Annotated in this window: 18 protein-coding genes; 12 read left to right on the forward strand and 6 right to left on the reverse strand. The window is 71.2% G+C overall.

Annotated features, from left to right (window positions below):
- Positions 1-14: 14 nt before the first annotated feature.
- Positions 15-1,793, reverse strand: a complete 1,779-nt coding sequence (gene treZ, locus ACFVT1_RS23580; protein WP_389798634.1) for a malto-oligosyltrehalose trehalohydrolase — start codon at positions 1,791-1,793, stop codon at positions 15-17.
- 169 nt (positions 1,794-1,962) lie between these two features.
- Between treZ and ACFVT1_RS23585 the strand changes: the two genes are divergently transcribed.
- Entirely contained in the window at positions 1,963-3,426 is a 1,464-nt protein-coding gene (locus tag ACFVT1_RS23585) for a GH1 family beta-glucosidase (protein ID WP_389798636.1), read from the forward strand.
- Between the two features lie 15 nt (positions 3,427-3,441).
- Positions 3,442-4,563 (forward strand): alpha-L-fucosidase, encoded by a 1,122-nt coding sequence (locus tag ACFVT1_RS23590; RefSeq protein WP_389798638.1) that lies wholly within the window; start codon positions 3,442-3,444, stop codon positions 4,561-4,563.
- A 49-nt stretch (positions 4,564-4,612) separates the two neighbouring features.
- On the opposite strand, the gene ACFVT1_RS23595 is transcribed toward ACFVT1_RS23590, so the two are convergent.
- Complete coding sequence (locus ACFVT1_RS23595; protein ID WP_389798640.1) at positions 4,613-5,575, reverse strand: GNAT family N-acetyltransferase; 963 nt, start codon at positions 5,573-5,575, stop codon at positions 4,613-4,615.
- 183 nt (positions 5,576-5,758) lie between these two features.
- On the opposite strand from ACFVT1_RS23595, the gene ACFVT1_RS23600 reads away from it, so the two are divergent.
- Positions 5,759-6,328: an FHA domain-containing protein gene (locus ACFVT1_RS23600; protein WP_389798642.1), complete on the forward strand. Its 570-nt coding sequence runs from the start codon at positions 5,759-5,761 to the stop codon at positions 6,326-6,328.
- A 285-nt stretch (positions 6,329-6,613) separates the two neighbouring features.
- Here ACFVT1_RS23600 and treY read toward each other — a convergent pair whose 3' ends face one another.
- Complete coding sequence (treY, locus tag ACFVT1_RS23605; RefSeq protein WP_389798645.1) at positions 6,614-9,010, reverse strand: malto-oligosyltrehalose synthase; 2,397 nt, start codon at positions 9,008-9,010, stop codon at positions 6,614-6,616.
- 101 nt (positions 9,011-9,111) lie between these two features.
- A complete protein-coding gene (glgX, locus tag ACFVT1_RS23610; RefSeq protein WP_389798647.1) occupies positions 9,112-11,286 on the reverse strand; it encodes a glycogen debranching protein GlgX in 2,175 nt (724 codons plus the stop codon).
- A gap of 358 nt (positions 11,287-11,644) precedes the next feature.
- Here glgX and ACFVT1_RS23615 point away from each other — a divergent pair, with 358 nt between their 5' ends.
- Positions 11,645-12,877, forward strand: coding sequence for an SAV2148 family HEPN domain-containing protein (locus ACFVT1_RS23615; RefSeq protein ID WP_362197860.1), 1,233 nt, complete (start codon positions 11,645-11,647; stop codon positions 12,875-12,877).
- A gap of 93 nt (positions 12,878-12,970) precedes the next feature.
- Positions 12,971-13,699 carry a 3'-5' exonuclease gene (locus tag ACFVT1_RS23620; RefSeq protein ID WP_389798649.1) on the forward strand — a complete coding sequence of 243 codons (729 nt, stop codon included), beginning with the start codon at positions 12,971-12,973 and terminating at the stop codon, positions 13,697-13,699.
- A 243-nt stretch (positions 13,700-13,942) separates the two neighbouring features.
- On the opposite strand, the gene ACFVT1_RS23625 is transcribed toward ACFVT1_RS23620, so the two are convergent.
- Complete coding sequence (locus tag ACFVT1_RS23625; RefSeq protein WP_389798651.1) at positions 13,943-14,809, reverse strand: phosphotransferase enzyme family protein; 867 nt, start codon at positions 14,807-14,809, stop codon at positions 13,943-13,945.
- A 127-nt stretch (positions 14,810-14,936) separates the two neighbouring features.
- Between ACFVT1_RS23625 and ACFVT1_RS23630 the strand changes: the two genes are divergently transcribed.
- The 7 genes from ACFVT1_RS23630 to ACFVT1_RS23660 all read left to right on the forward strand — a co-directional run bounded on the left by ACFVT1_RS23630 (position 14,937) and on the right by ACFVT1_RS23660 (position 21,951).
- Positions 14,937-15,887, forward strand: a complete 951-nt coding sequence (locus ACFVT1_RS23630) for a carbohydrate ABC transporter permease (protein ID WP_389798653.1) — start codon at positions 14,937-14,939, stop codon at positions 15,885-15,887.
- Positions 15,884-16,726, forward strand: a complete 843-nt coding sequence (locus ACFVT1_RS23635) for a carbohydrate ABC transporter permease (RefSeq protein WP_389798656.1) — start codon at positions 15,884-15,886, stop codon at positions 16,724-16,726. The genes ACFVT1_RS23630 and ACFVT1_RS23635 overlap by 4 nt, the downstream gene beginning before the upstream one ends.
- A complete protein-coding gene (locus ACFVT1_RS23640) occupies positions 16,726-18,024 on the forward strand; it encodes an ABC transporter substrate-binding protein (RefSeq protein WP_389798659.1) in 1,299 nt (432 codons plus the stop codon). Before ACFVT1_RS23635 ends, ACFVT1_RS23640 begins: the two co-directional genes overlap by 1 nt.
- Positions 18,025-18,076: 52 nt before the next feature.
- Positions 18,077-19,273, forward strand: coding sequence for a macrolide-inactivating glycosyltransferase (mgt, locus tag ACFVT1_RS23645; protein WP_389798662.1), 1,197 nt, complete (start codon positions 18,077-18,079; stop codon positions 19,271-19,273).
- 399 nt (positions 19,274-19,672) lie between these two features.
- The gene (locus ACFVT1_RS23650; protein ID WP_389798665.1) at positions 19,673-20,875 is read left to right on the forward strand and encodes a S8 family serine peptidase; all 1,203 of its coding nucleotides are present in this window, start codon (positions 19,673-19,675) and stop codon (positions 20,873-20,875) included.
- Between the two features lie 123 nt (positions 20,876-20,998).
- Positions 20,999-21,559 carry a DUF1697 domain-containing protein gene (locus ACFVT1_RS23655; RefSeq protein WP_389798666.1) on the forward strand — a complete coding sequence of 187 codons (561 nt, stop codon included), beginning with the start codon at positions 20,999-21,001 and terminating at the stop codon, positions 21,557-21,559.
- On the forward strand, positions 21,556-21,951 hold the full coding sequence (locus ACFVT1_RS23660; RefSeq protein ID WP_389798668.1) for a DUF4440 domain-containing protein: 396 nt from the start codon (positions 21,556-21,558) through the stop codon (positions 21,949-21,951). Before ACFVT1_RS23655 ends, ACFVT1_RS23660 begins: the two co-directional genes overlap by 4 nt.
- Before the next feature lie 6 nt (positions 21,952-21,957).
- Here the strand turns inward: ACFVT1_RS23660 and ACFVT1_RS23665 are convergent, their stop codons facing one another.
- Positions 21,958-22,830 (reverse strand): ABC transporter ATP-binding protein, encoded by an 873-nt coding sequence (locus ACFVT1_RS23665; protein ID WP_389798670.1) that lies wholly within the window; start codon positions 22,828-22,830, stop codon positions 21,958-21,960.
- Positions 22,831-22,835 lie beyond the last annotated feature (5 nt).

The raw sequence follows: 22,835 nt of genomic DNA on the forward strand, positions 1-22,835 counted from the left end.
GCGGGGGCCGTGGATCAGTCGTCGGCCAGGACCACGCACGACTCCGGCGGGAGATGCAGCAGTCCGTCGCCGCTCGGCGTCTCCACCGGCTCCCACGCGGCCACGACCCGGTCCGCGCCGCCCCGGCGGCGGCCGCCCAGCGGGATCGCGGCCGGTTTTCCGCCGAGGTTGACGGCGATCCGCAGTTCCCCTCTCCGGTACGCCAGCCAGCGTGCCTGTTCGTCGTGGGCGGTGCGCACCGACGCCAGGTCCGGGTCGGAGAGGTCGGGCAGGGTGCGGCGCAGGGCGATCAGCTCGCGGTACCAGGCGTGCAGACGGGCGTGCGGTTCCTGTGCGGGTTCGCTCCAGTCCAGGCGGGAACGGTCGCGGGTGGCCGGGTCCTGCGGGTCGGGAACGTCGTCCGCCGCCCAGCCGTGTGCCGCGAACTCCCGCCGTCTGCCGTCGCGGACGGCCTGGGCGAGCGCCGGGTCGGTGTGGTCGGTGAAGAACTGCCAGGGCGTACGCGCGCCCCACTCCTCGCCCATGAACAGCATCGGGGTGAACGGGCCGGTCAGTACGAGGGCCGCGGCGCAGGCCAGCAGACCGGGGGAGAGGGTGGCGGAGAGCCGGTCGCCCCGGGCGCGGTTGCCGATCTGGTCGTGGGTCTGGGCGTAGCCGACGAAACGGTGGGCCGGGGTGCGGGCGATGTCGACGGGGCGGCCGTGGGTACGGCCGCGGAAGCTGGAGTACGTACCGTTGTGGAAGAACGCGCTCGTCACGGTCTTGGCGACCGCGGCCAGCGGGGCCACGGCGAAGTCGGCGTAGTAGCCCTGGGACTCGCCGGTCAGCGCGGTGTGCAGGGCATGGTGGAAGTCGTCGTTCCACTGGGCGTGCAGCCCGATGCCGCCCGAGTCGCGCGGTGTCGTCGTCCGCGGGTCGCAGCGGTCGGACTCGGCGATCAGTGAGAGCGGACGGCCGAGTTCGGCGGCGAGCGCGTCGGTCGCCGCGGACAGCTCCTCCAGGAAGGTCAGTGCCCGGTCGTCGGCCAGGGCGTGTACGGCGTCCAGCCGCAGCCCGTCGAGCCGGTAGTCGCGCAGCCAGGCGAGTGCGCTGCCCAGCAGATACGCCCGCACCTCGTCCGAACCCGGCGCGTCGAGGTTGACCGCCGCACCCCACGGCGTGTGGTGGGTCTCGGTGAAGTACGGGCCGAAGGCGGGGAGGTGATTGCCGGACGGGCCGAGATGGTTGTGGACCACGTCCAGGACGACCGCGAGGCCGAGGCCGTGCGCCGTGTCGACAAAGCGCTTGAGCCCCTCCGGGCCGCCGTACGGTTCGTGCACGGCCCAGAGCGACACGCCCTCGTACCCCCATCCGTGGGTACCGGGGAAGGGGCAGACCGGCATCAGCGACACGTGGGTGATGCCGAGTTCGGCGAGATGGCCGAGCCGGGCCGCTGCGGCGTCGAAGGTGCCCTCGCCGGTGTACGTACCGATGTGCAGCTCGTAGAGGACGGCGCCCGGGAGCTCCCGGCCTGCCCAGTCGTTGCGCCAGGCGTACGCCGAGTGGTCGACGACGGCGCTCTCGCCGTCCGGCCCGTCCGGCTGGCGGCGCGAGCGCGGATCGGGCAGCACGCTCCCGCCGTCCCCGGCCCCGCCGTCCCCGTTCAGCACGAAGCCGTAGCGGTCCCCGTCCGACGCCTCCGCGTCGACCGTCCACCAGCCGTCCCGCAGGGGATCACGCCCCATCGCGCGCGGCGCGCCCGCCAGTCGCAGTCCGACCGAGTCCGCATCCGGTGCCCATACCTCGAACAGCATGCAACGCTCCTCGTCTCCTCGCCCCCGTGCTCCATGGTCGGCAGTAGCCGCGACGGCTGACTCACGACACTGGATCGAGCCCGTTACTGGCGATTAAGGTCTGGTTCTGATCATTGCCCCGTCAGGTTCTGCTCAATACGCACTCCCTCTTACGGCTGTGGAGGCCGAGATGAATGTGCCGCCGTCGAATGTGCCGCCGTCGAATGTGCCGCCCTCGAATGTGCCGCCCTCGAACGTGCCGTCGTTCCCGCCCGGATTCCTCTGGGGAGCCTCCGCCTCCGCCTTCCAGACCGAAGGCGCGTCCGACACCGACGGCAAGGGCCCCTCCGGATGGGACGCCTTCGCCGCACAGCCCGGACGGATCAAGGACGGGACCGACACCACGCGCGGAACCGGCTTCCACGAGCACTACCGCGAGGACGTCGCCCTCCTGGCCGGCCTCGGCGCCGACGCCTTCCGGTTCTCCATCAGCTGGCCGCGTGTGGTGCCCGGTGGCAGCGGACCGGTCAATCCGCAGGGGCTCGACTTCTACGACCGGCTCGTCGACGAACTCTGCTCCCACGGCATCGCCCCGGCCCCCACCCTCTACCACTGGGACACCCCGCTGCCGCTGGACGAGGAGGGCGGCTGGCTCAACCGCGACACCGCCTACCGCTTCGCCGAGTACGCGGGCATCGTCGCCGAGCGCCTCGCCGACCGCGTACCGATGTGGATCACCATCAACGAACCGGCCGAGGTCACGATGCTCGGCTACGCCCTCGGTGAGCACGCACCGGGCCGCACCCTCCTCTTCGACGCCCTGCCCGCCGCCCACCACCAGCTTCTCGCCCACGGCCTGGCCGTCCGCGCCCTGCGCGGCGCGGGCGCGGACAACATCGGCATCGCCGTCTCGCACACCCCCGTCTGGACCGCCGGGGACCGCGACGAGGACCGCCTGGGAGCGGAGCTGTACGACACGGTCACCAACTGGCTGTTCGCCGACCCGGTCCTCGCCGGCCGCTACCCCGACGAGAACTTCGCCGCGCTGATGCCCGGCCCGGTCGGGGACGACCTCGGAATCATCTCCACCCCGGTCGACTGGTACGGGGTCAACTACTACAACCCCACCCTGGTGGGCGCTCCCGATCCCCAGGCCCTGGACTCCTTCTCCGGCTTCGGGATGCCCGCCGAACTCCCCTTCGGCATCCGCGAGATAGAGGGTTACGAGAGGACCGACTTCGGCTGGCCCGTCGTCCCCGACGGCCTGCGCGAAACCCTCGTCCAGCTCCACGGCCGCTACGGCGACCGGCTGCCGCCGCTCTACATCACGGAGAACGGCTGCGCCGTCGACGAACCCGCCCGGGACACCCGCCGGATCGCGTACCTCGAAGGGCACCTGAGGGCCTTGCACACGGCCATCGACGCGGGAGTCGACGTCCGCGGCTACTTCACCTGGTCGCTCACCGACAACGTCGAATGGATCGAGGGCGCCAGCAAGCGGTTCGGTCTGGTCCACATCGACTACGAGACTCTGCGCCGGACCCCCAAGGACTCGTACACCTGGTACAGGGACCTGATCCGTAGGCAGAAGGCCCTCGCGACCGGACACGGTGCCCCGGAGGCGTCCGGACCTTACGGGCGGCCCCCCGCGTGATCAATACTTCGCGCCATGGTTGCTTCATGGTGGTCCCGGGCCCGACTGGGGATCTTTGTGCACTGGACGCCCGCCTCCGTACCGGGGTGGGCCCCGCCGTACCTGCCCGCGGACGAACTGCCCCTGGCGGGCCGCCGGGCACCGCTCGGCTGGACGTCGTACGCCGAGTGGTACGAGAACGCGCTCCGCTTCCCCGACAGCCCCGTCTCCGCCCACCACCGCGCGGTGTACGGCACCCGCCCGTACACCGCCTTCGGGGGCGACTTCAACGACGCCCTGGACACCTGGGACCCGGCTGCCTGGGCCCGCGGCTTCCGCGCCGCGGGTGCCCGCTACGCCGTCCTCGTCACCAAGCACCACGACGGCTTCTGCCTCTGGCCCTCCGAGGTCCGAAACCCGCACCGCTCCGGCTGGCACACCACACGCGACGTCGTCGGTGAATTCGCCGAAGCCGTACGGGCCGAGGGGCTGCGCTTCGGCGTCTACTACTCCGGCGGACTCGACTGGACCTTCGACGACCGCCCCATCGGAACCGGCGCGGACACCGTCTCCGCGGTCCCGCGCGGCAGCTACCCCGCGTACGCGAACGCCCAGGTGCGCGAACTGATCCGCCGCCACCGCCCCGACATCCTCTGGAACGACATAGCCTGGCCCGCCTCACGCACCGACGTCCAGCGGCTCGTCGAGTACTACCGCTTCACCGTCCCGCACGGCGTCGTGAACGACCGGCTGTTCCCGTACGCCCCGATGTGGCGCACACTGCAACTGCCCGGAGCCAAGGCCCTGTACGACCGGTGGGAGCGCCGCACCATCGCCCGGGGCGAGGGCTTCGTCCCGCGCAGACCGCCGTACTACGACTTCCGCACCCCCGAATTCGCCCGGTACACCGGCCCCGACCCGTACGAGATCACCCGCGGCATCGACCACAGCTTCGGCTACAACCGCAACTCCCCGCCCGAAGCGTTCCTGGGCCGGGACGCGCTGGACGCACTGGTGCGCGAGACGGCGGCCGCGGGCGGCAACCTGCTGCTCAACGTGGGACCGCGCGGCGAGGACGCGACGATCCCCGCCGAGCAGCGGCTCCGCCTGGACTGGCTGGCGGAGCGGCCGGGACTCGCCGATCCGGTGCGGGAGTGATCGCCGCCGCAGGCCGTCGATGTGGGAGCGGTGTGGGAACGACAGGGTGTCAGGAGCTGCTGTCCCAGACCATGTTGAAGGCGCGCTCGAAGTTCACATACCCGAGGCGTTCGAAGGACTTCGCCATCGGGACGTTGCCGAGATCGGTCGCGGCCCGGATCCGTTCCACACCGTCCTGTGCGGCCAGCACCCTGGTGCCTGCGGCGAGGATGTCGTCGATGTACCCGTGGCCGCGCCGGTCGGGGAGCACGCCGATGTACGCGATGATGGGGTTGTAGTCGTTGCGCGCAGGGATCACGAACCCGACCGGCCGACCGTCCGGGAGTTCGGCGACACGCCACCACTCCCGCGGTGTCGTGTATCCCGCCAGCTCCTCGTCGTAGTGCTTCTCGGCCGCCTCCCGGGCGCTGAGACCGGACTCCAGGTCGGCCCGGCCGTGGGCGTCGAGAGTGCCCTCCATCACCGGTGTCATCAGCGCGAGGAGGTCCTCCCGCCCCTCGACCGGGCGGAACCGGAGTCGGCCGCTGTCGGCGGGGACGGGTGTACCGGCGCGCCACTCCAGGCGCAGCCGCTCGACCAGCATCCGCGCGCCGGAGCGCTCGATGACCCGGATCCGGGCCTCGACGGCATCGCGGGCCGCCGGGTCCTCGCGCCAGTCCGCCGGCACGTAGAGTCCGTACTCGGGCCGCGGGGCGCCGGCCGGCACGACTGCCGACGTTGCCGCCTCCAGCAGCGCCAGGCCCGCCTCGCTGCGTCCGGGCTCGGGCAGGCTGTCGTCGAGGTCGAAGATGTCGAGGATCTGCGGCGCGTCACCGTCCCGGCTCCACCACGCGATCCGCGCCACCACCCGCTCGCCGCGCAACGCCACCCACATCCATTCGGGTCGGCGGCGCCCGCTCTCCAGGTCCTCCACGAGCTCGTGATCGAGGACGTACGAAAGCCGGCGGAAGAGCCCGAGCTCCTGCGCGCCGGCGAGCGGACGGAGGGTCAATTCCGGTGGTGCAGAGGTCATACAGTCTCCTTTTGGTGTGCGGAAGCCTTCCGGCGGTCGCCGGAGGACCCGCGGCGGCAGACAGTAGCAACGCCTGCCCGACGGCGCCGCGGAATTACCGAGCGGGCGTTCCACGCAGGTCAGGCGGGCGGAACACGGGGTTCTTCTGGACACCCCGGGGCGGTCGGGCCGACAATTGGCCGTGTGACGTCCCCCTTCGAGTTCCACACGTACCCCGCGCGGCTGTCCGACGCCCAGCGCGACCGTGTTCTCGGCGTGCTCAGAGACGGCGCGGCACAGGGCAAGCTGTCCCACGACACCTTCATGCGGCGCATGGAGCTGGCCCTCACCGCCCGGCGCTCGGAGGAACTGGCTGCGCTCACCGCCGACCTGGAGCACGAAGGCCGCTGGTCACGGCGCGTACTGCGGGTCGTGAGCGGCGTGTCCGGCTTTCCCGGCCGGGTACGCAGGGTCTGGCGGACCGAACGGCTTCCGAAGCTCCTGCTCCCGGCCCCGAGTCCGTACCCCCTGCGGATCGGCCGCGATCCGGGCAATGGACTGCGGCTCAACCACGAGACCGTCTCCCGGCTCCACGCGGAACTCACCGCGCAGGGCGGCAGCTGGCTGCTGCGCGACCTCGGCTCGACCAACGGCACCTGTGTCAACGGACAACGGGTCATCGGCACGGTCCCGGTCCGTGAGGGGGACCAGGTGAGCTTCGGCCGTATGAGCTTCCGGCTCTCCGCGCCCGTCCTCGGGCCTCCTGCCCGCTAGCCGGCCGGAGCCCCGAGGCGACCGGACCGGTACCGACGGTGCCGGTGCCACGTCACATGTCCGATCCCGGACCAGTGCCACATCACATGACCGGCCCCGGACCGGTGCCACGGCACATGGCCGAGCGGATCCGGTGGACCGCCTACGTGCCGGCACGCCGTAGCGCAGGCCGCCGACAGGCCGACTTCGTCGAGGAGTTCTGCCGTCGGCTGCCCGCCGGTTCCGCGCCCGGTGTGCCCGCCCGCCCGTACGTGCCCCGGCTGCTCCGCACCGGCACCGGGCTGCTCACGCGCGGGCCGCGGGCCCTTCTCGTCCGACCCGGCTGAGCAGTGCCACCGGCCTCCCGGCGAACAGTTCGGCCATCGTGACCGTGGCCCCGGTGAACTTCCGGCCGGGCGCCAGCAGATCGGTCCACGGCCCGTCGTCCGGCAGCGCCAGCTCCGTCCCGCGCCAACCGCCCGACTCCGCCAGCCGCAGCGACAGCCTGGTCACCGCGGTCACCACCTCGCCCGAGCGGCAGAAGGCCAGACAGTGCGCGGCCGCCGGACCGCGGGCGCTCAGCGGGGTGTACGTACCCGACTCGCCGAACACCTCGGGCCGTTCGCGCCGCAGCCGCAACGCCACCGCCGTGAGCTCGACCTTCTCGTTGGAAGCCCCGTTCTCCGGTGCGTGGCGAAACGGCCTCCGGTTGTCCGGGTCGACCAGTGCCACGTACTCCCGCTCCGTGCCCTGATACAGGTCCGGCACACCCGGCATGGTCAGCTGCACCAGTGCCGCACCGAGCACATTGGCCCGTACGTACCGGTCGAGCGTGCCCGCGAACCGTTCCAGCGCCTCGCGCACCGGACCGTTGCTCGCGGCCGGTCCCGCGGCGACGAAGTCCGTCACCGCCCGCTCGTACGCCGGATCCGGCTCGGTCCAGCTCGTGCTGAGCCCTGCCTCGCGGACCGCCTTCAGCAGCGCGGGCTCCAGCCGCGCCGCCATCTCCCGGGGCGGCAGCTCCGTGCAGCCGTAGGCCGTCTGCCAGGCGTGCCAGGCCAGGTGCGCGTCGGGCGCGGTCGCGGGAGTCACCCGCTCCAGCTCCACCAGCAGCCAGGACCACTGTTCCGGACACTCCGTCAGCACCGCGATCCGGGCCCGTACATCGGCGCTCCGCTTGGTGTCGTGGGTGGTCAGTGCCGTGCCCGCGGCAGGCCAGTCGCGCGCCAGCCGGGCGCAGAACGCGTGGAACTCGTCCGGTGCCACCGCCGGATGCCCGGGATCGCCGCCGACCTCGTTCGCCGAGATCAGCGGAACGTACCGGTAGAACGCCATGTCCTCGACCGACTTGGCGCGCGACGCCGACGCCGTCTGGGCGAACCGGGTGCAGAACGCGGCCCGGTCGGGCCCCCCGCCCAGCCGCCCCAGCGCCAGGTCCCGCACCACATCCACGGCCGACGCCTCCTCCGGAACGGAGAACGCCGCCTTCGCGTCCCGTACGACCGCGTCGGGGAGTGTCTCCCGGGCCGCCTCCGTGCAGGGGCCGTCGGCCGTCACATACGGGCGGTAGACGGGCACGCGCACGAGCAGTTCGCGCACGGCGGCGTGCAGCGCCCACGGGGCGTGGTCGCGCAGCGCGGGGTCCCCGGCGCAGATGCGTACGGCGAGCCGGGTCAGCAGCGCGGTCTCGGCGGCCAGCTCATGCGTCACGACCCGGTACGCGGCCCGGCGGACGGTCGACGTCCAGTCACCGCCGCGGTCACCGGCCGGCCCCGCGTACTCCCGGTAACGGCCGATCAGCTCCGCCGCGCCCATCGGATCGACGAAGAGGCCGTCGATCCGGTGCAGCGCGTCGTACCCGGTCGTCCCCGCGACGGCCCAGTCCGCGGGCAGGGGTTCGGCACCGGTGAGGATCTTCTCCACCACCGTCCACCGCCCGCCGGCCGCCGCCGAGAGCCGCTCCAGATAGGCCGCGGGATCGGCGAGCCCGTCGGGGTGGTCGACGCGCAGCCCGTCGACGACCCCGTCCCGGACCAGTTCGAGGATCTTGCCGTGGGTGGCGGCGAAGACCTCCGGGTCCTCCACCCGCACCCCGATGAGCTCGGAGATGGTGAAGAACCGGCGGTAGTTCAGCTCCGTACGCGCCAGCCGCCACCAGCCGAGCCGGTAGTGCTGGGCATCCAGCAGTTCGGGCACGGGCAGGTGTGCGGTGCCCGCCCGGAGCGGGAACTCCTGCTCGCCGTGGCGCAGCACCTCCCCGTCGACCCGGAGCCTGCCGATCTCGTCGCCGACCGGCCCGGCGAGCACCGGCAGCAGCACCTTGCCGCCGCCCGCCGCCCAGTCGATGTCGAACCAGCGGGCGTACGGGGACTCGGCGCCCTCGCGCAGCACCGCCCACAGCGCGCGGTTGAGACGGGGGACGGCGGCCATGTGGTTCGGCACGATGTCCACGACCAGCCCGAGCCCGTGCGCACGCGCCGTACGGGCCAGCTCCCGCAGGCCCTCCTCCCCGCCGAGTTCGGCGCGTACCCGGCCGTGGTCGACGACGTCGTACCCGTGTCTGGAGCCGGGAACGGCTTCGAGGACCGGGGACAGATGCAGATGGGAGACGCCGAGCCCGGCGAGATACGGCACGGCGTGCGCGGCGGCCGAGAACGGGAAGTCCGGCTGGAGCTGAAGCCGGTAGGTGGCGGTGGGCGTCATGCGCCGTTACGTACCCAGACCGCGGCCTTCTGTGTCACGGAACGCCGCAAAGGGCTCGACCGGCGGTGTCGTCGCCCACCGGTCCGGCCGTCGGCCGGGAGCTACGCGGGCCGCTGCAGCACCGCCATGCTCCGCCCGACCAGTGTCACCCGTTCGCCCGCCGACACCTTCGGCCCCGAGCCGGGCAGGACCCCGGCGGGGCGGGCCGTGTCGACCACCACCAGCCACTGCCGCCCGTGGTTCACCGGAACGGAGAACTCCAGCGTCTCGGCGCTCGCGTTGAACATCAGCAGGAACGAGTCGTCGGAGATCCGCTCGCCGCGTGGCCCCGGCTCGGAGATCGCGTGGCCGTTGAGGAAGACCGTCAGCGCCTTGGCATGCGCGGCCTGCCAGTCCCGCTGCGTCATCTCGCGGCCCTCGGGTGTGAACCACGCGATGTCCGAGAGTTCGTCGTGCGTGCCCTCGACCGGCCGCCCGTGGAAGAACCGGCGGCGGCGGAAGACCGGATGGTCACGGCGGAGCCAGACCATCGCCCGGGTGAACTCCAGCAGGCTGCTGCCCAGGCCGTCCCCCTCGGCCGGAGCGTCCTCGTCCGGGTCGTGCGCGCCGTGCTCCGCGGCCTCGGCGGGGTCGGGCCAGTGCACCCACGACAACTCGCTGTCCTGGCAGTACGCGTTGTTGTTGCCCCGCTGCGTGCGCGCGAACTCGTCTCCGTGGCTCAGCATCGGCACACCCTGCGACACCATCAGCGTGGCGATGAAATTCCGCATCTGCCGCATCCGCAGCTCCAGCACCTCCGGCTGGTCCGTCTCGCCCTCCGCACCGCAGTTCCAGGACCGGTTGTGGCTCTCGCCGTCCCGGTTGCCCTCGCCGTTCGCCTCGTTGTGCTTGTCGTTGTACGAGACCAGGTCGTGCAGGGTGAATCCGTCGTGGCAGGTGGTGAAGTTGATCGAGGCGAGCGGCCGCCGTCCGTCGTCCTGGTACAGGTCCGAGGACCCGGTCAGCCGCCCGGCGAACTCGGCGAGGGTCCTCGGCTCGCCCCGCCACAGATCCCGCACGGTGTCCCGGTACTTGCCGTTCCACTCGGTCCACAGCGGCGGGAAGTTCCCCACCTGGTAGCCGCCCTCGCCCACGTCCCACGGTTCGGCGATCAGCTTCACCTGGCTGACCACCGGGTCCTGCTGCACCAGGTCGAAGAACGACGACAGCCGGTCGACCTCGTGGAACTGCCGGGCCAGAGTGGCCGCCAGATCGAAGCGGAAGCCGTCCACGTGCATGTCCGTGACCCAGTACCGCAGGGAGTCCATGATCAGCTGGAGTACGTGCGGCGACCGCATCAGCAGGGAGTTCCCGGTCCCCGTGGTGTCCATGTAGTACCGCTGGTCGTCCGCGAGCCGGTAGTACGAGGCATTGTCCAGGCCCCGGAAGGAGAGCGTCGGACCCAGGTGGTTGCCCTCCGCGGTGTGGTTGTAGACCACGTCGAGGATCACCTCGATGCCCGCCTGGTGCAGCGCCCGCACGGCCTGTTTGAACTCCAGCACCTGTTCGCCGCGGTCGCCCCAGGAGGCGTACGCGTTGTGCGGGGCGAAGAAACCGATGGTGTTGTAACCCCAGTAATTGGCCAGCCCCGCGTCCGCCAGCCGGTGGTCCCGCACGAACTGGTGCACCGGCATCAATTCGATCGCCGTGACGCCCAGTTCCGTCAGATGGGCGATCACCTCCGGATGGGCCAGCCCCGCGTACGTGCCGCGCAGCTCCTCCGGCAGCGCCGGATGGAGCATCGTCAGGCCCTTCACATGGGCCTCGTAGATCACCGTGCGGTGGTAGTCCGTACGGGGCCTGCGATCGTCGCCCCAGTCGAAGTACGGGTTGACCACGACGGAGGTCATGGTGTGCGGCGCCGAGTCGAGATCGTTGCGCGCGTCGGGCCGTCCGAAGGGATAGCCGTACACCGCCTCGCCCCACCGGATCTGCCCCGCGACGGCCCTGGCGTACGGATCGAGCAGCAGTTTGGCCGAATTGCAGCGGACACCGCGCTCCGGTTCGCAGGGACCGTGGACCCTGAATCCGTACCGCTGACCGGGCATCACCCCGGGCAGGTAGGCATGGCGGACGAACGCGTCGGTCTCCCTGAGTTCCACCGCCGTCTCGGAACCGTCGTCGTGCAGCAGGCACAACTCGATTCGGTTGGCGGCCTCCGAGAAGACCGCGAAGTTGGTCCCGGCGCCGTCGTACGTGGCACCGAGGGGATACGCCTGTCCCGGCCAGACCTGCATAGGTTCGACTCTTCCACTTCTGATCCGGGTGTCTGGGGGCTTTCGGGCTGCTTGAGCCAGATCTTCCCCGAAAGAGGTGCGGCTACCTAGGACGTCGCGCGGTCCGGTCAACATCGGGCCTCTCCGTGTCGCCCGGAATCGGAATCCGGCGGCCCGAGCCGGTCGCAGGCCCTGTGCGGAGCCCCGGACAGGGGGCCCAATCACTATGAATCCGCTCACTACGGCAGAACTTGCCCCTGGGAACATACCTACGTCACAGGTGAGTTGACGAAGCAGCCTGCTCATCCGGCTGCACCGGATCCCGCTCGCGGAGTACCCTTCCTTGATCGTTGGTGGGGGAGTGGAAGGCGGTGCGCAGGTGAGCTCGGGAGGGTTCGAGCTGCCTCCAGGTGACACAGGTCACGAGGGGGAATCCACCGATGCCCCGCCCGGGGCGGTCTCACTTGCGCGGCCCATGGAGATCGGCGCGGAACTGGACTGGGGGGCGGACGCCTGGAGCGAGGTGCGTACGCGCGCCCAGCGGGCCGGGCGTGCCTACATCTGGCTGAATCTCGTGGAGCAGCGGCTGCGTGCCGTGGTCGCCGCGGTTCTCCGGCCCATCTACGAGCCGGTCCACGGCGAGGACTGGGTGGTGGCCGCCGCGGGGCCCGCCGGGCAGGAGTGGGTGCAGCGCGCCGTCGCGGTACGCGAGGTCTCCCGCCGCAAGGGCTATCTGCTGGATCCGGCCGACGACAATGTGCTCAGCTTCCTCACGCTGCCGCAGCTGCGCGAGCTGATGGTCCAGCACTGGCCGTGCTTCGAGGCGTACTTCGACGACCGGCGCGAGGTCGAGCTGGCGCTCGACGAACTGGAGGTCGCCCGCAATGTCGTCTCCCGCAACCGGGCGCTGAACGAGGCGGTCCTCGCCCAGGCCGAGCGCGCCTCGGCCCGGCTCCTGGAGATTCTGGGCAACGGCGCGGCGGTCCCCTCGGCCGACCGGCTCCCGGTCGACGCCGTCGAGGAACTGGTCGGCGACCGCTACGCGGATGTGGTCTCCGTCCACTCCGACCGGGTGCGGCTCCAGCGCCAGCTGCCCGCCGAGGACCTCTTCGGCGGTTCGCGCCGGCTCGACGCGATCGGCATAGGACTCAATCTGCTGGTGCAGAACTTCTCCGGCCGCAGGCTGATCCGGCTCGCCGAGTCGGGCTGCCGGGTCCGGCTGCTCTTCATCAACCCGGCGAGCAGCGCGGTCAAGCGCCGCGAGCGGGAGCTGGGCCTCAAGAAGGGCGAGCTGAGCCGGTCGGTGGAGATGAACATCCTCCACATGCGCCGGGTCCGTTCCAAGCTCCGTGACCCGGGCGCGTTCGAGATCCACGTCTTCGACGAGACGCCGCGCTTCACGGCCTATCTGGTGGACGGTGACGGGACGGACGCGGTCGGGGTCGTCCAGACGTATCTGCGGCGCGCACGCGGCATGGAGGCGCCCGTGCTGGTGCTGCGGGGCGGCGGGCGCGCGGTGGTCCGGGCGGGGCAGGACAACGAGCGCGGGCTGTTCGAGACGTACCGCGAGGAATTCGAGTCCGTGTGGACGGACTCCCGGCCCGTCTCCTGAGGGGCTGCTTCCTGAGGGGCTGTCCGTGCGTTGTCAGTGGTGCGTGCGAGGGTGGTCATCACCTGGGGGAGAGCACCACGAAGGAGGTACGGGATGAGCTGGCACCGGGAGGCGCTGGTCGGCTTCGACCTGGAGACGACGGGCACGGAACCGCTGGAGGCCAGGATCGTGACAGCCGCGGTCGTCGGCGTCGGCGGCAGGGACGGGGAGCCGGTGCGGCAGGAGACCTGGCTGGCGGATCCGGGCATCCGGATCCCCGCGCAGGCCTCGGCGATCCACGGCATCAGCAGCGAGCGGGCGGCGGCGGAGGGCCGGCCGGTGCGCGAGGTGGCCGACGAGATCGCCGGGACACTCACGGAGTACTGGCGCCGCGGCGTGCCCGTCGTCGCGTACAACGCGGCCTTCGATCTGACGCTGCTGACGGCGGAGTTGCGGCGGCACGGGCTGCCGTCGCTGAGCGACCGGCTCGACGGGGCGGGGATCGGGCCGGTCGTCGACCCGTACACCATCGACCGGGCTGTCGACCGCTACCGCAAGGGCAAGCGGACCCTCGAAGCGGTCTGCGTCGAGTACGGCGTGGTGCACGGCGGAGCCCATGACGCGGCGGCGGACGCACTGGCCGCGGTCCGGGTGGCGTACGCGATAGCCGAGCGGCACGGCTCGGTGGCCGGGCTGACCGCCGCCGAACTGCATGAGCGCCAGGTGGAGTGGTACGCCCATTGGGCGGCCGACTTCCAGCAGTTCCTGCGCCGCAAGGGCACGGCGGACGCGGTGATCGACGGCCACTGGCCGGTGCGGGAGCCGGCCCGGGTCACCGGCTGAGGAATCAGCCGGCCCGGCGGACGGAAACCCGCTCCGTCCGGTGTGCGGGGATCCCGTGCCCGCCCGGAGCGGGAAAGCGCCGGAGAGCCGGTCCGGCCTGCGCGAGAACCGTGCCCGTCCGGTGATGAAGGGCGTCGTTCGAGCTCGTCCGGTGTGCGAGACCGGAGCGGTGGTCACCGGGCGGCGCCGGGCGCCCGCGTACCGGACCCGGCAGTCCGCGTACCGGACCCGGCAGTCCGCGTCCTAGAACGGATACCACCGCACCGCCGCGTCACCGTCGCGCAGGGACGCCACCCGGCGGCGGAACTCCGCGAGCGCCTTCGGATTGGTCGGCGCGTGCTGGGAGACCCAGGCACAGCTGGCCGTCTCCCGAGCCCCGCGCAGTACCGTGCAGCCGTCCCATTCGCGGACGTCCCAGCCGTACACGGCGGTGAAGGCGTCGTACGCCTCGGCCGCCAGCCCGTACCGGTCCCGGGACAGCGCGAGCACCACCAGATCGTGTTCGCGCAGATCGGCGGAGAAGGTTTCCAGATCGACCAGCACCGGTCCGTCCGGGCCGATGTGGACGTTGCGGGGGAGGGCGTCGCCATGGATCGGACCGGGCGGCAGATGGGGGACCAGTGCGGCCGCGGCCGCCGCGAAGCCGTCGCGGCGCTCGCGCAGATAAGCTGCGTCGGCCGGGTCGATCGCATCGCCCGCGAGCCGCAGCCAGCGCTCGACGCCGCCCAGCAGCTCACGGCGCGGAAGGGCGAATCCGTCCGGGGCGGGCAACGCGTGGACCAGGGTGAGCAGCCGTGCCAGATCCTGCGGCCCGGCAGGGCGCACGGCGGCGGGCAGCCGGTGCCAGAGCGTCACCGGGTGGCCCTCCACCAGCCGCGCCCCGGGCTCCGCGGCCCGTACGGCGGGGACACCGGAGGCGGCCAGCCATTCGGCTACGGCCACCTCGCGTTCGGCCCGGTCCCGCAGTTCCGGGTTCCGCACGGCGTCCCGGCCGACCTTGACCACCAGGTCGTCCGCGGCGAACACCGCGTTCTCACCCAGCGCGAGCAGCTCCGCGCCGCCGGACAGTCCGGCAGCGGTCAGCACCTCGCGCGCACGCTTCTCATTCATGGCTCCGATTTTCGCATCCGTGCAGGTTGGCTTGACGAACCGATGGCCCGTCAGCACGATGACGAGGGCCAACCTGAGCGGCCAGAACGGTATGAAACCGATCGAATGACGCGAAGGGGGCGCATCTATGACATTAGTAAGTGCGACCGTACGATCCGGGACACACAGTCCGCCCGGTGGCCCGCGCGAGAAGCAGAACCGGCGGGCCGGCCGGAACGCCGGCACCTGGTTCCTGGTGCTGCCGGCGCTGATCCCGATCCTGATCCTCAGCGTCGGCCCGCTCCTCTACGGCATCGCCCTGGCCTTCACCGACGCCCAGTCCGGCCGCACCCGCTCCACCCAGTGGGTGGGCGGGCTGAATTTCCAGGACCTGCTCCACGACACCCTCTTCTGGGAGTCGTTCCGGATCGGCCTGCTGTGGGCCGCCGGCGTCACCGCGCCGCAGTTCGTGCTGGCGCTCGGCCTCGCCCTGCTGCTCGACCAGAATCTGCGGATGCGCTGGCTGGCACGGGCGCTGGCGATCATTCCGTGGGCGATGCCCGAAGTGGTCGTCGGCATCATGTGGCGGCTCGTCTACAACCCGGACGCGGGCGTCCTCAACGAGACCATCCGCGACCTCGGCCTCGGTGACGGCCGGGCCTGGCTCACCGGGCTCGCCACCGCCCTGCCCGCCGTGATCGTCGTGGGCGTCTGGGCCGGTATGCCCCAGACCACCGTCGCCCTGCTGGCCGGACTGCAGAACACCCCGCACGAACTCCACGAGGCCGCCGCGCTCGACGGAGCGGGCGCCTGGCGCCGCTTCCGTACCGTCACCTGGCCCGCGCTCAGGCCGGTCGCGCTCTCCATCACCGCGCTCAACTTCATCTGGAACTTCAACTCCTTCGCCCTGGTCTACGTACTGACCAACGGCGGACCGGGCGGCCGCACCCGGCTGCCGATGCTCTTCGCCTACGAAGAGGCATTCCGCTACGGACAGTTCGGCTACGCCGCGGCAATGGGCTGTGTGATGGTCGCGGTGATCTCCGTGATCCTCGCGGTGCATCTCGTCGGACGGCTCCGGGGAGGGGAGGACCGGTGAGCAGCCTGCGCACCAGCAGACCCGCGCGCGCCGGACAGTACGCCGCCCTGCTCGGCTATCTCGTCTTTCTGGCGTTCCCGTTCCTGTGGCTGATCTCCACCGCCTTCAAACCGGCGCGCGAACTGGGCTCCCTGCACCCGACCTGGATCCCAGAGCATCCGACACTGGACAACTTCCGCGCGGCGTTCGACGAACAGCCGCTGGTGCAGGCCGCCGCCCATTCGCTGACCGTCGCGGCCTGCGCCGCCGTCGTCGCGGTGCTCGTCGCCACGCCCATGGCGTATGTGACGGCCCGCCACCGCTCCAGGCTCTCGACGGCCACCACCGGCTGGGTCGTGGTCAGTCAGGCGTTCCCCTTCGTCCTGCTGATCATCCCGCTCTTCCTGATCCTGAAGAACCTCCATCTGATCAACACCCTGTGGGGGCTGGGCATGGTGTACGTGGTCTGGGCGCTGCCGTTCGCGCTGTGGATGCTGACCGGGTACGTACGGGCCGTGCCCGCCGAGCTCGAAGAGGCCGCCTCGGTCGACGGCGCGGGCCGGCTGCGGACGCTCGTCTCGGTCACCGCACCGCTGCTGGCTCCCGGTATCGTCGCCACCGCGCTCTTCGCCTTCGTCACCGCTTGGAACGAGTTCTTCTTCGCGCTCGTCCTGCTCAAGACACCGGAGAAGCAGACCCTGCCGGTCGTGCTGACCCACTTCCTCGGCGCGGAGGGCGCGGCCGATCTCGGACCGCTCGCCGCCGCCGCGTTCCTCGCGACCCTTCCCTCGCTGGTGGTCTTCGCGCTCATCCAGCGGCGGATCACGGGCTCCATGCTGGCCGGGGCGGTGAAGAGCTGATGCGCGCACCGGTACGGAGGGCGGCCGCCGCCGCGGCCACCGCGCTGGCCCTGCTGCTCACCGGCTGCACGGGGACGGAGGACGGAAGGGGCGACGGCGGGCGGATCGAGCTCAGCTTCCAGTCGCTGGCCTGGCAGAAGGAGTCCGTCGACGCCAACAAGCAACTGGTGAAGGAGTGGAACGAGACCCACCCCGGCATCCATGTCACGTATGTGCAAGGAAGCTGGGACACCGTGCACGACCAGCTGCTCACCTCCTTCGAGGGCGACGAGGCGCCGGACGTCATCCACGACGCCTCCGACGACCTCGCCGACTTCGCGTACGGCGGCTACCTCGCCGACCTGCGGACACTCCTTCCGGACCGGCTGACCGCCGACATCCCGCAACAGAGCTGGCAGACCACCACCTTCGGCGACGGCGTCTACGGAGTGCCGTTCCTCCAGGAGCCCCGCGTCCTGCTCGCCAACACCAAGATCCTCAAGGAGTCGGGGGTCCGCATCCCGACCCCCGGCAGCCCCTGGAGCTGGACCGAATTCCGGCAGGTCGCCAAGGAGCTGACGGGCAGGGGGAGATACGGCGTGGCCTGGCCGCTCAAGGAGCCGGTCTCCGTCACCCTCAACCTCGGGCTCTCCGCCGGCGGCCGGCTCTTCCACCGTGGCGCCGACGGCCGGGTGACCCTGCGCGCGGACGAGGGCGACCAGGTCGTCCTCGGCACCATCCGCGACCAGGTCGGCTCCGACCGCAGCGCCGCCCCCACCGCGCTCGGCATGGGCGGCTCCGACACCCTCCCCGGGTTCTTCGGCGGCAAGTACGCGATGGTTCCGCTCGGCTTCTCGTACCGCCAGCAGGTCGTCGAGCAAGCCCTCGAAGGCTTCGAGTGGACGGTCCTGCCCGCCCCCGCGGGCAGCGGAGGACTCGCCCAGGGGGTGAGTCCGCAGACCCTCTCCGTCTCGGAGGCCAGCCCGCACAAGAAGGAAGCCGCGCAGTTCATCGACTTCCTGCTGCGCCCGCGGAACATGGTGCGCCTCGCCAAGGGGGACTGGATGCTCCCGACGGGCACCACGGCCCTCGCGGACCCGGCACTGCACACCGACAAGGACGGCTGGTCGACCGGTGCAGCGGTCGCGAAGGGGCTCCGGCCCGCGCCCGCCCAGTCGGTCCGCGGCTATCCGGAATGGAAGGACAAGGTCGCCACGCCCGCCCTCCAGGAGTACTACAGCGGGGCGATCGGCGCGGACGAGCTGAGGAGGCGTCTGGTGGACGACGGGAACCGGGTGCTGGCTCGCTATCAGCGCTGAGGTGCCCGAAAATTAAATAGACGAGACGTCTCGTCTTGCTTAGGGTGTGGGCATGCCGAATCCCGCGCGTGCCCATGTCGCCATGTTCTCCATCGCCGCCCACGGTCACGTGAACCCGAGCCTGGAAGTCGTCCGGGAGCTCGTCGCCCGTGGGCACCGCGTCAGTTACGCCATCCCGGCGTCCTTCGCCGAGAAGGTCGCCGCCACCGGCGCCGAACCGGTGCTCTACACCTCGGTACTGCCGACCGAAGAGACGCCGGACGCCTGGGGCACCGAACTGATCGACAACCTCGAACCCTTTCTCGACGACGCCGTGCAGGCCCTGCCCCAGCTGATCAGAGCCTTCGACGGGGACGAGCCCGACCTCGTCCTGCACGACATCACCTCCTACCCGGCGCGGGTCCTCGCCCGCCGCTGGGGTGTCCCCGCCGTCTCCCTCTCGCCCAACCTGGTCGCCTGGGACGGATACGAGGAGGAGGTCGGCGAGCCGATGACCGCCGAGCTGAAGCGGTCCGAGCGCGGACGGGCGTACTACCGGCGCTTCCAGGAGTGGCTCACCGAGAACGGGATCGATCAGCACCCGGACCCGTTCGTCGGCCGGCCGCCGCGGTCGATCGTCCTGATCCCCGAGGTGCTCCAGCCGAACGCCGACCGCGTCGACAGGGCGGTTCACACCTTTGTCGGCGCCTGTCAGGGCGACCGGGCGGATCAGGGGGAGTGGCACCGCCCCGCCGGAGCGGACAAGGTGCTGCTGGTCTCGCTCGGCTCGACCTTCACCGACCAGCCCGGTTTCTACCGCGACTGCGTCACGGCCTTCGGTGATCTGCCCGGCTGGCACGTCGTGCTCCAGATCGGCGCCTGGGTCGACGCCGCCGCACTCGGCGACGTACCGGCCCGGGTGGAGGTGCATTCCTGGGTGCCGCAGCTCTCCGTGCTGAAGCAGGCGGACGCCTTCATCACCCACGCGGGTGCGGGTGGCAGCCAGGAGGGACTCGCCACCGCCACCCCGATGGTTGCCGTACCGCAGGCCGTCGACCAGTTCGGCAACGCCGACATGCTCCAGGCGCTCGGCGTCGCCCGCCATCTCCCGATGGCCGAGGCGACCCCCGAGTCGCTGCGTGCGGCCGTGCTCGGCCTGGTGGGGGACCCCGAGGTGGCGAAGCGGGCCGCGGCCGTGCGGGAACGGATGGCGGAGGAGGGCGGCACGATGCGGGCGGCCGACCTCATCGAGGCCGAACTCCCCGGCTGACGGCCGCCGGTCCCGTCGGGGTTGAAAACCCCGGCTCACGGTGGCCGGGCCCGTCGGGCCTGTCGGGGCCGAACTCCCCCTGTGGCGGGCGGGGGTGGAATCAAGCCGACTCCTCGCCCGCCCGGAGGCGCCGCCCCACTCCGTCTTCCCGTCTGCGAACCATGCCGGTCGTTGTTGCGGGAGCGGCGATGCCTGTATATGGGGCAGGCGTTGCGACGGGCGTGCCCGACTTGGGAGCGGCTGGCCGGTTTCTTATGACGAAACCTTGTTGAGTAAGTCACAGCCGCATGAGGGTCTTGATCTGAGCGCGTCAATCGGCGAGGGTTTCGAGCCAACCCCCGGAGATATTCCGGCCGGAGGCCAATCCCCCCACAAAGAATGACGAGGAGACCCCTCTTCATGGCAATTCACAAGCGCGCACGCCGAATGAAGCTGACCGCGGCGACAACCGCGGTGGCCGCAGCCGCCGGAGTCACCCTGATGGGCAGCTCCCTGGCCGGAGCGGCCCCCGCTCCCGCGATGGGCACCGTCTACGGTGCGGACGCGGCGGACGCCGTCCCGGGCAGCTACATCGTGATGCTGGACCACAAGGCCGACAAGGCGAAGCTCGCCAAGGAGTACGGCGGCAAGCTCAAGCGGAACTACCGCTCCGCCATCAACGGCTTCTCCGCCAGCGGTCTTTCGCTGACCGAGGCCAAGCGCCTGGCAGCCGACCCGGCCGTCTCCAAGGTCGTCCAGAACAAGAAGTTCCACATCGACGCCACCCAGGACAACCCGCCGTCCTGGGGGCTGGACCGGATCGACCAGACCGAGACGGCCGGCGACAACGCGTACACCTACCCGGACAGCGCCGGCGAGGGCGTCACCGCGTACGTCATCGACACCGGTGTCCGCACCACGCACAACGAGTTCGAGGGCCGGGCCAGCTCGGGCTACGACGCCGTCGACAACGACGACAGCGCAGACGACGGCAACGGCCACGGCACCCACGTGGCGGGCACCATCGCCGGTGCGACCTACGGGGTCGCCAAGAAGGCGAAGATCGTCGCCGTCCGGGTCCTCGACGACTCCGGCTCGGGCACCACCGAGCAGGTCGTCGCCGGTATCGACTGGGTCACCGAGCACCACGAGGGCCCCTCCGTCGCCAACATGAGCCTCGGCGGCGGCGCGGACGAGGCGCTCGACTCCGCGGTCCAGAAGGCCATCGCCTCCGGAGTCACCTTCGCGGTGGCCGCCGGAAACGACTCCGCCGACGCGAGCGAGAGCTCCCCGGCCCGCGTCCCGGAGGCGATCACGGTCGCTTCGTCCACCGTGGACGACGAGCAGTCGTCGTTCTCCAACTACGGCTCGATCGTGGACATCTACGCCCCCGGCTCGGACATCACCTCGTCCTGGAACGACAGCGACGACGGCTCCAACACCATCTCCGGCACGTCCATGGCGACCCCGCACGTCGTCGGTGCCGCCGCCGTCTACCTCTCCGGACACCCGGACGCCACCCCGGAAGAGGTCGCCACGGCGCTGACCGACGGTGCCACCCCCGACGCGATCTCCAACGCGACCGAGGGCACGCCGAACAAGCTGCTGAAGATCGTCGAGTAGCCGCTCGCCGGCAGACGTGACCGGGCGGCGGACGCCCGGCGCGACGGAATCGGCGGCCGCCGCGCCCTCCCCCACGGGGCGCGGCGGCCGCACCGCGTGAAGAGACCGTCCTATGGTGTGCCCATGACGATGTACGCGGCGCTGTTGCGCGGAATCAATGTGAGCGGCCACAAGAAGGTTCCTATGGCCGAACTCCGCACACTGCTCACCGAACTGGGCCACGGCGGCGTCCGAACCCACCTGCAGAGCGGCAACGCCGTCTTCAGCAGCGCGTCGGACGACGAGAACGCACTCGCCACCGAGCTGGAGCAGGCCATCGAGGAACGGTTCGGGTTCCCCGTGCCCTGCCTGGTCCGGGACGGCGCCTACCTCGCGGCAGTTGCTGCGGCCTGTCCCTTCCCGGCCGCCGAACTCGAAGGCAGGCAGCTGCACGTCACCTACTACGGACAGCCGGTCGACGCCGAACGCTTCGCCCGGATCGACCCGGCGGCCTACCTCCCCGAGGCGTTCCGGCTCGGCGACCGCGCGCTCTACCTCTACGCCCCCGACGGCCTGGGCCGTTCCAAGCTCGCCGAGGCACTGTCCCGGCCCACCCTCACCAAGGGCGTCACGGCCACCTCGCGCAACTGGAACACCGTGGCCAAGCTCGTGGAGATGACCGCACACGACGGAGCCCGCACATGAGCGAACCGTCCCCCGCAGTGGCCGCGGCCGTGGAAGGAGAGCTCCGCCTCCTGGACCCGGTGGTCCGGGCCTCTGCCGAGCTCCTTTCCCAGGTGCTGCACCCCGAATACCGCGAGATCGACTCCTCCGGCCGGGTCTGGGACCGCGACACGATGATCGCCTCGCTCACCGGGGACGACGCCCCGCATCCCGGCCCGCTCACCGCGTCCCGCATGCGCGGAGACCAGCTGGACGACCAACTCGTCCACCTCACCTACGACACCGAGACGAAGGGGAACCTCGCCCACCGCAGTTCGCTGTGGCGACTGACCGGCACGGGCTGGCTGCTCTACTTCCACCAGGCCACACCGTTCGCCCACGACACGAGCGCCCGTCCCGGCGACGGAGGCTGAGCCCGTTCAGCGACGGGCGACACGCTGCGCCCGCGCCGTCCACCGCCCGTCCGTACGGGAGATCCGCACCGGATGTCCGAAGCAGTCGCTGACCCGGTCGGTGGTCAGCACCCCGTCGGCCGGACCCGATGCCACGCATCGGCCGCCCCGCAGCAGCATCGCGTGCGTGGTCGAAGCGGGCAGCTCCTCCAGGTGGTGCGTGACCAGGACCGTCGCCAGCTCCGGATGCTCCTCGCGCAGCGTGTCCAGGCTGTCGAGCAACTGCTCACGGGCGGCGAGGTCGAGACCCGTGGCCGGTTCGTCGAGCAGCAGCAGCCGCGGTCGCGGCATCAGGGCGCGGGCGATGAGCGTACGGCCCCGCTCACCCTGCGAGAGCGCCGGCCACCGGGATTCCGTCTTGCCGCCCATGCCCAGCATCTTCAGCAGCCGCTCCGCCTGCGCCCGCTGCTCGTCGCTCGCGGACCAGCGCGGCACCGGTTCGACCGAGTTGGTCAGTCCGGTCAGCACCACCTCGCGCACCGGCAGCGGGGAACGCAGCGGATGACGCGGATTGACATGCCCGAGCAGCGACCGCAGCTCCCGGAGGTCGACCCGCCCGAGAGTGCGCCCCAGCACCTCGACCGTGCCCCGGGTGGGGTGGTTGACCGCGCCGAGCAGCCCCAGCAGCGTGCTCTTCCCGGCTCCGTTGGCGCCGAGCAGCGCCCAGTGCTCACCACCGCGCACGGTAAGTGAGACCGCGTCGAGCAGGACGTTGCCGTCCCGTACGAGCGAGACGCCGTCGGCCCGGATCACCGGAACGGCGGCCGGGGAACGCGGGGCACCGGCCGGGGCGGGAACGGGGGTGGTGGCAGGCGTGGTCACGTGCGGGTACTCCTTCATGCGGG

The sequence above is a fragment of the Streptomyces sp. NPDC057963 genome, assembly GCF_042887155.1.
GTDB lineage: Bacteria > Actinomycetota > Actinomycetes > Streptomycetales > Streptomycetaceae > Streptomyces.

What these genes read in the sequence shown, in the direction of transcription:
- ACFVT1_RS23630 (WP_389798653.1), top strand. Translation starts at nt 14,937, where the DNA reads ATGACATTAGTAAGTGCGACCGTACGATCCGGGACACACAGTCCGCCC.
- ACFVT1_RS23625 (WP_389798651.1), bottom strand. Translation starts at nt 14,809, where the DNA reads ATGAATGAGAAGCGTGCGCGCGAGGTGCTGACCGCTGCCGGACTGTCC.
- ACFVT1_RS23665 (WP_389798670.1), bottom strand. Translation starts at nt 22,830, where the DNA reads ATGAAGGAGTACCCGCACGTGACCACGCCTGCCACCACCCCCGTTCCC.
- ACFVT1_RS23640 (WP_389798659.1), top strand. Translation starts at nt 16,726, where the DNA reads ATGCGCGCACCGGTACGGAGGGCGGCCGCCGCCGCGGCCACCGCGCTG.
- ACFVT1_RS23655 (WP_389798666.1), top strand. Translation starts at nt 20,999, where the DNA reads ATGACGATGTACGCGGCGCTGTTGCGCGGAATCAATGTGAGCGGCCAC.
- ACFVT1_RS23595 (WP_389798640.1), bottom strand. Translation starts at nt 5,575, where the DNA reads ATGACCTCTGCACCACCGGAATTGACCCTCCGTCCGCTCGCCGGCGCG.
- ACFVT1_RS23650 (WP_389798665.1), top strand. Translation starts at nt 19,673, where the DNA reads ATGGCAATTCACAAGCGCGCACGCCGAATGAAGCTGACCGCGGCGACA.
- ACFVT1_RS23590 (WP_389798638.1), top strand. Translation starts at nt 3,442, where the DNA reads ATGGTTGCTTCATGGTGGTCCCGGGCCCGACTGGGGATCTTTGTGCAC.
- ACFVT1_RS23620 (WP_389798649.1), top strand. Translation starts at nt 12,971, where the DNA reads ATGAGCTGGCACCGGGAGGCGCTGGTCGGCTTCGACCTGGAGACGACG.
- treZ (WP_389798634.1), bottom strand. Translation starts at nt 1,793, where the DNA reads ATGCTGTTCGAGGTATGGGCACCGGATGCGGACTCGGTCGGACTGCGA.
- ACFVT1_RS23585 (WP_389798636.1), top strand. Translation starts at nt 1,963, where the DNA reads ATGAATGTGCCGCCGTCGAATGTGCCGCCGTCGAATGTGCCGCCCTCG.
- mgt (WP_389798662.1), top strand. Translation starts at nt 18,077, where the DNA reads ATGCCGAATCCCGCGCGTGCCCATGTCGCCATGTTCTCCATCGCCGCC.
- treY (WP_389798645.1), bottom strand. Translation starts at nt 9,010, where the DNA reads ATGACGCCCACCGCCACCTACCGGCTTCAGCTCCAGCCGGACTTCCCG.
- ACFVT1_RS23660 (WP_389798668.1), top strand. Translation starts at nt 21,556, where the DNA reads ATGAGCGAACCGTCCCCCGCAGTGGCCGCGGCCGTGGAAGGAGAGCTC.
- glgX (WP_389798647.1), bottom strand. Translation starts at nt 11,286, where the DNA reads ATGCAGGTCTGGCCGGGACAGGCGTATCCCCTCGGTGCCACGTACGAC.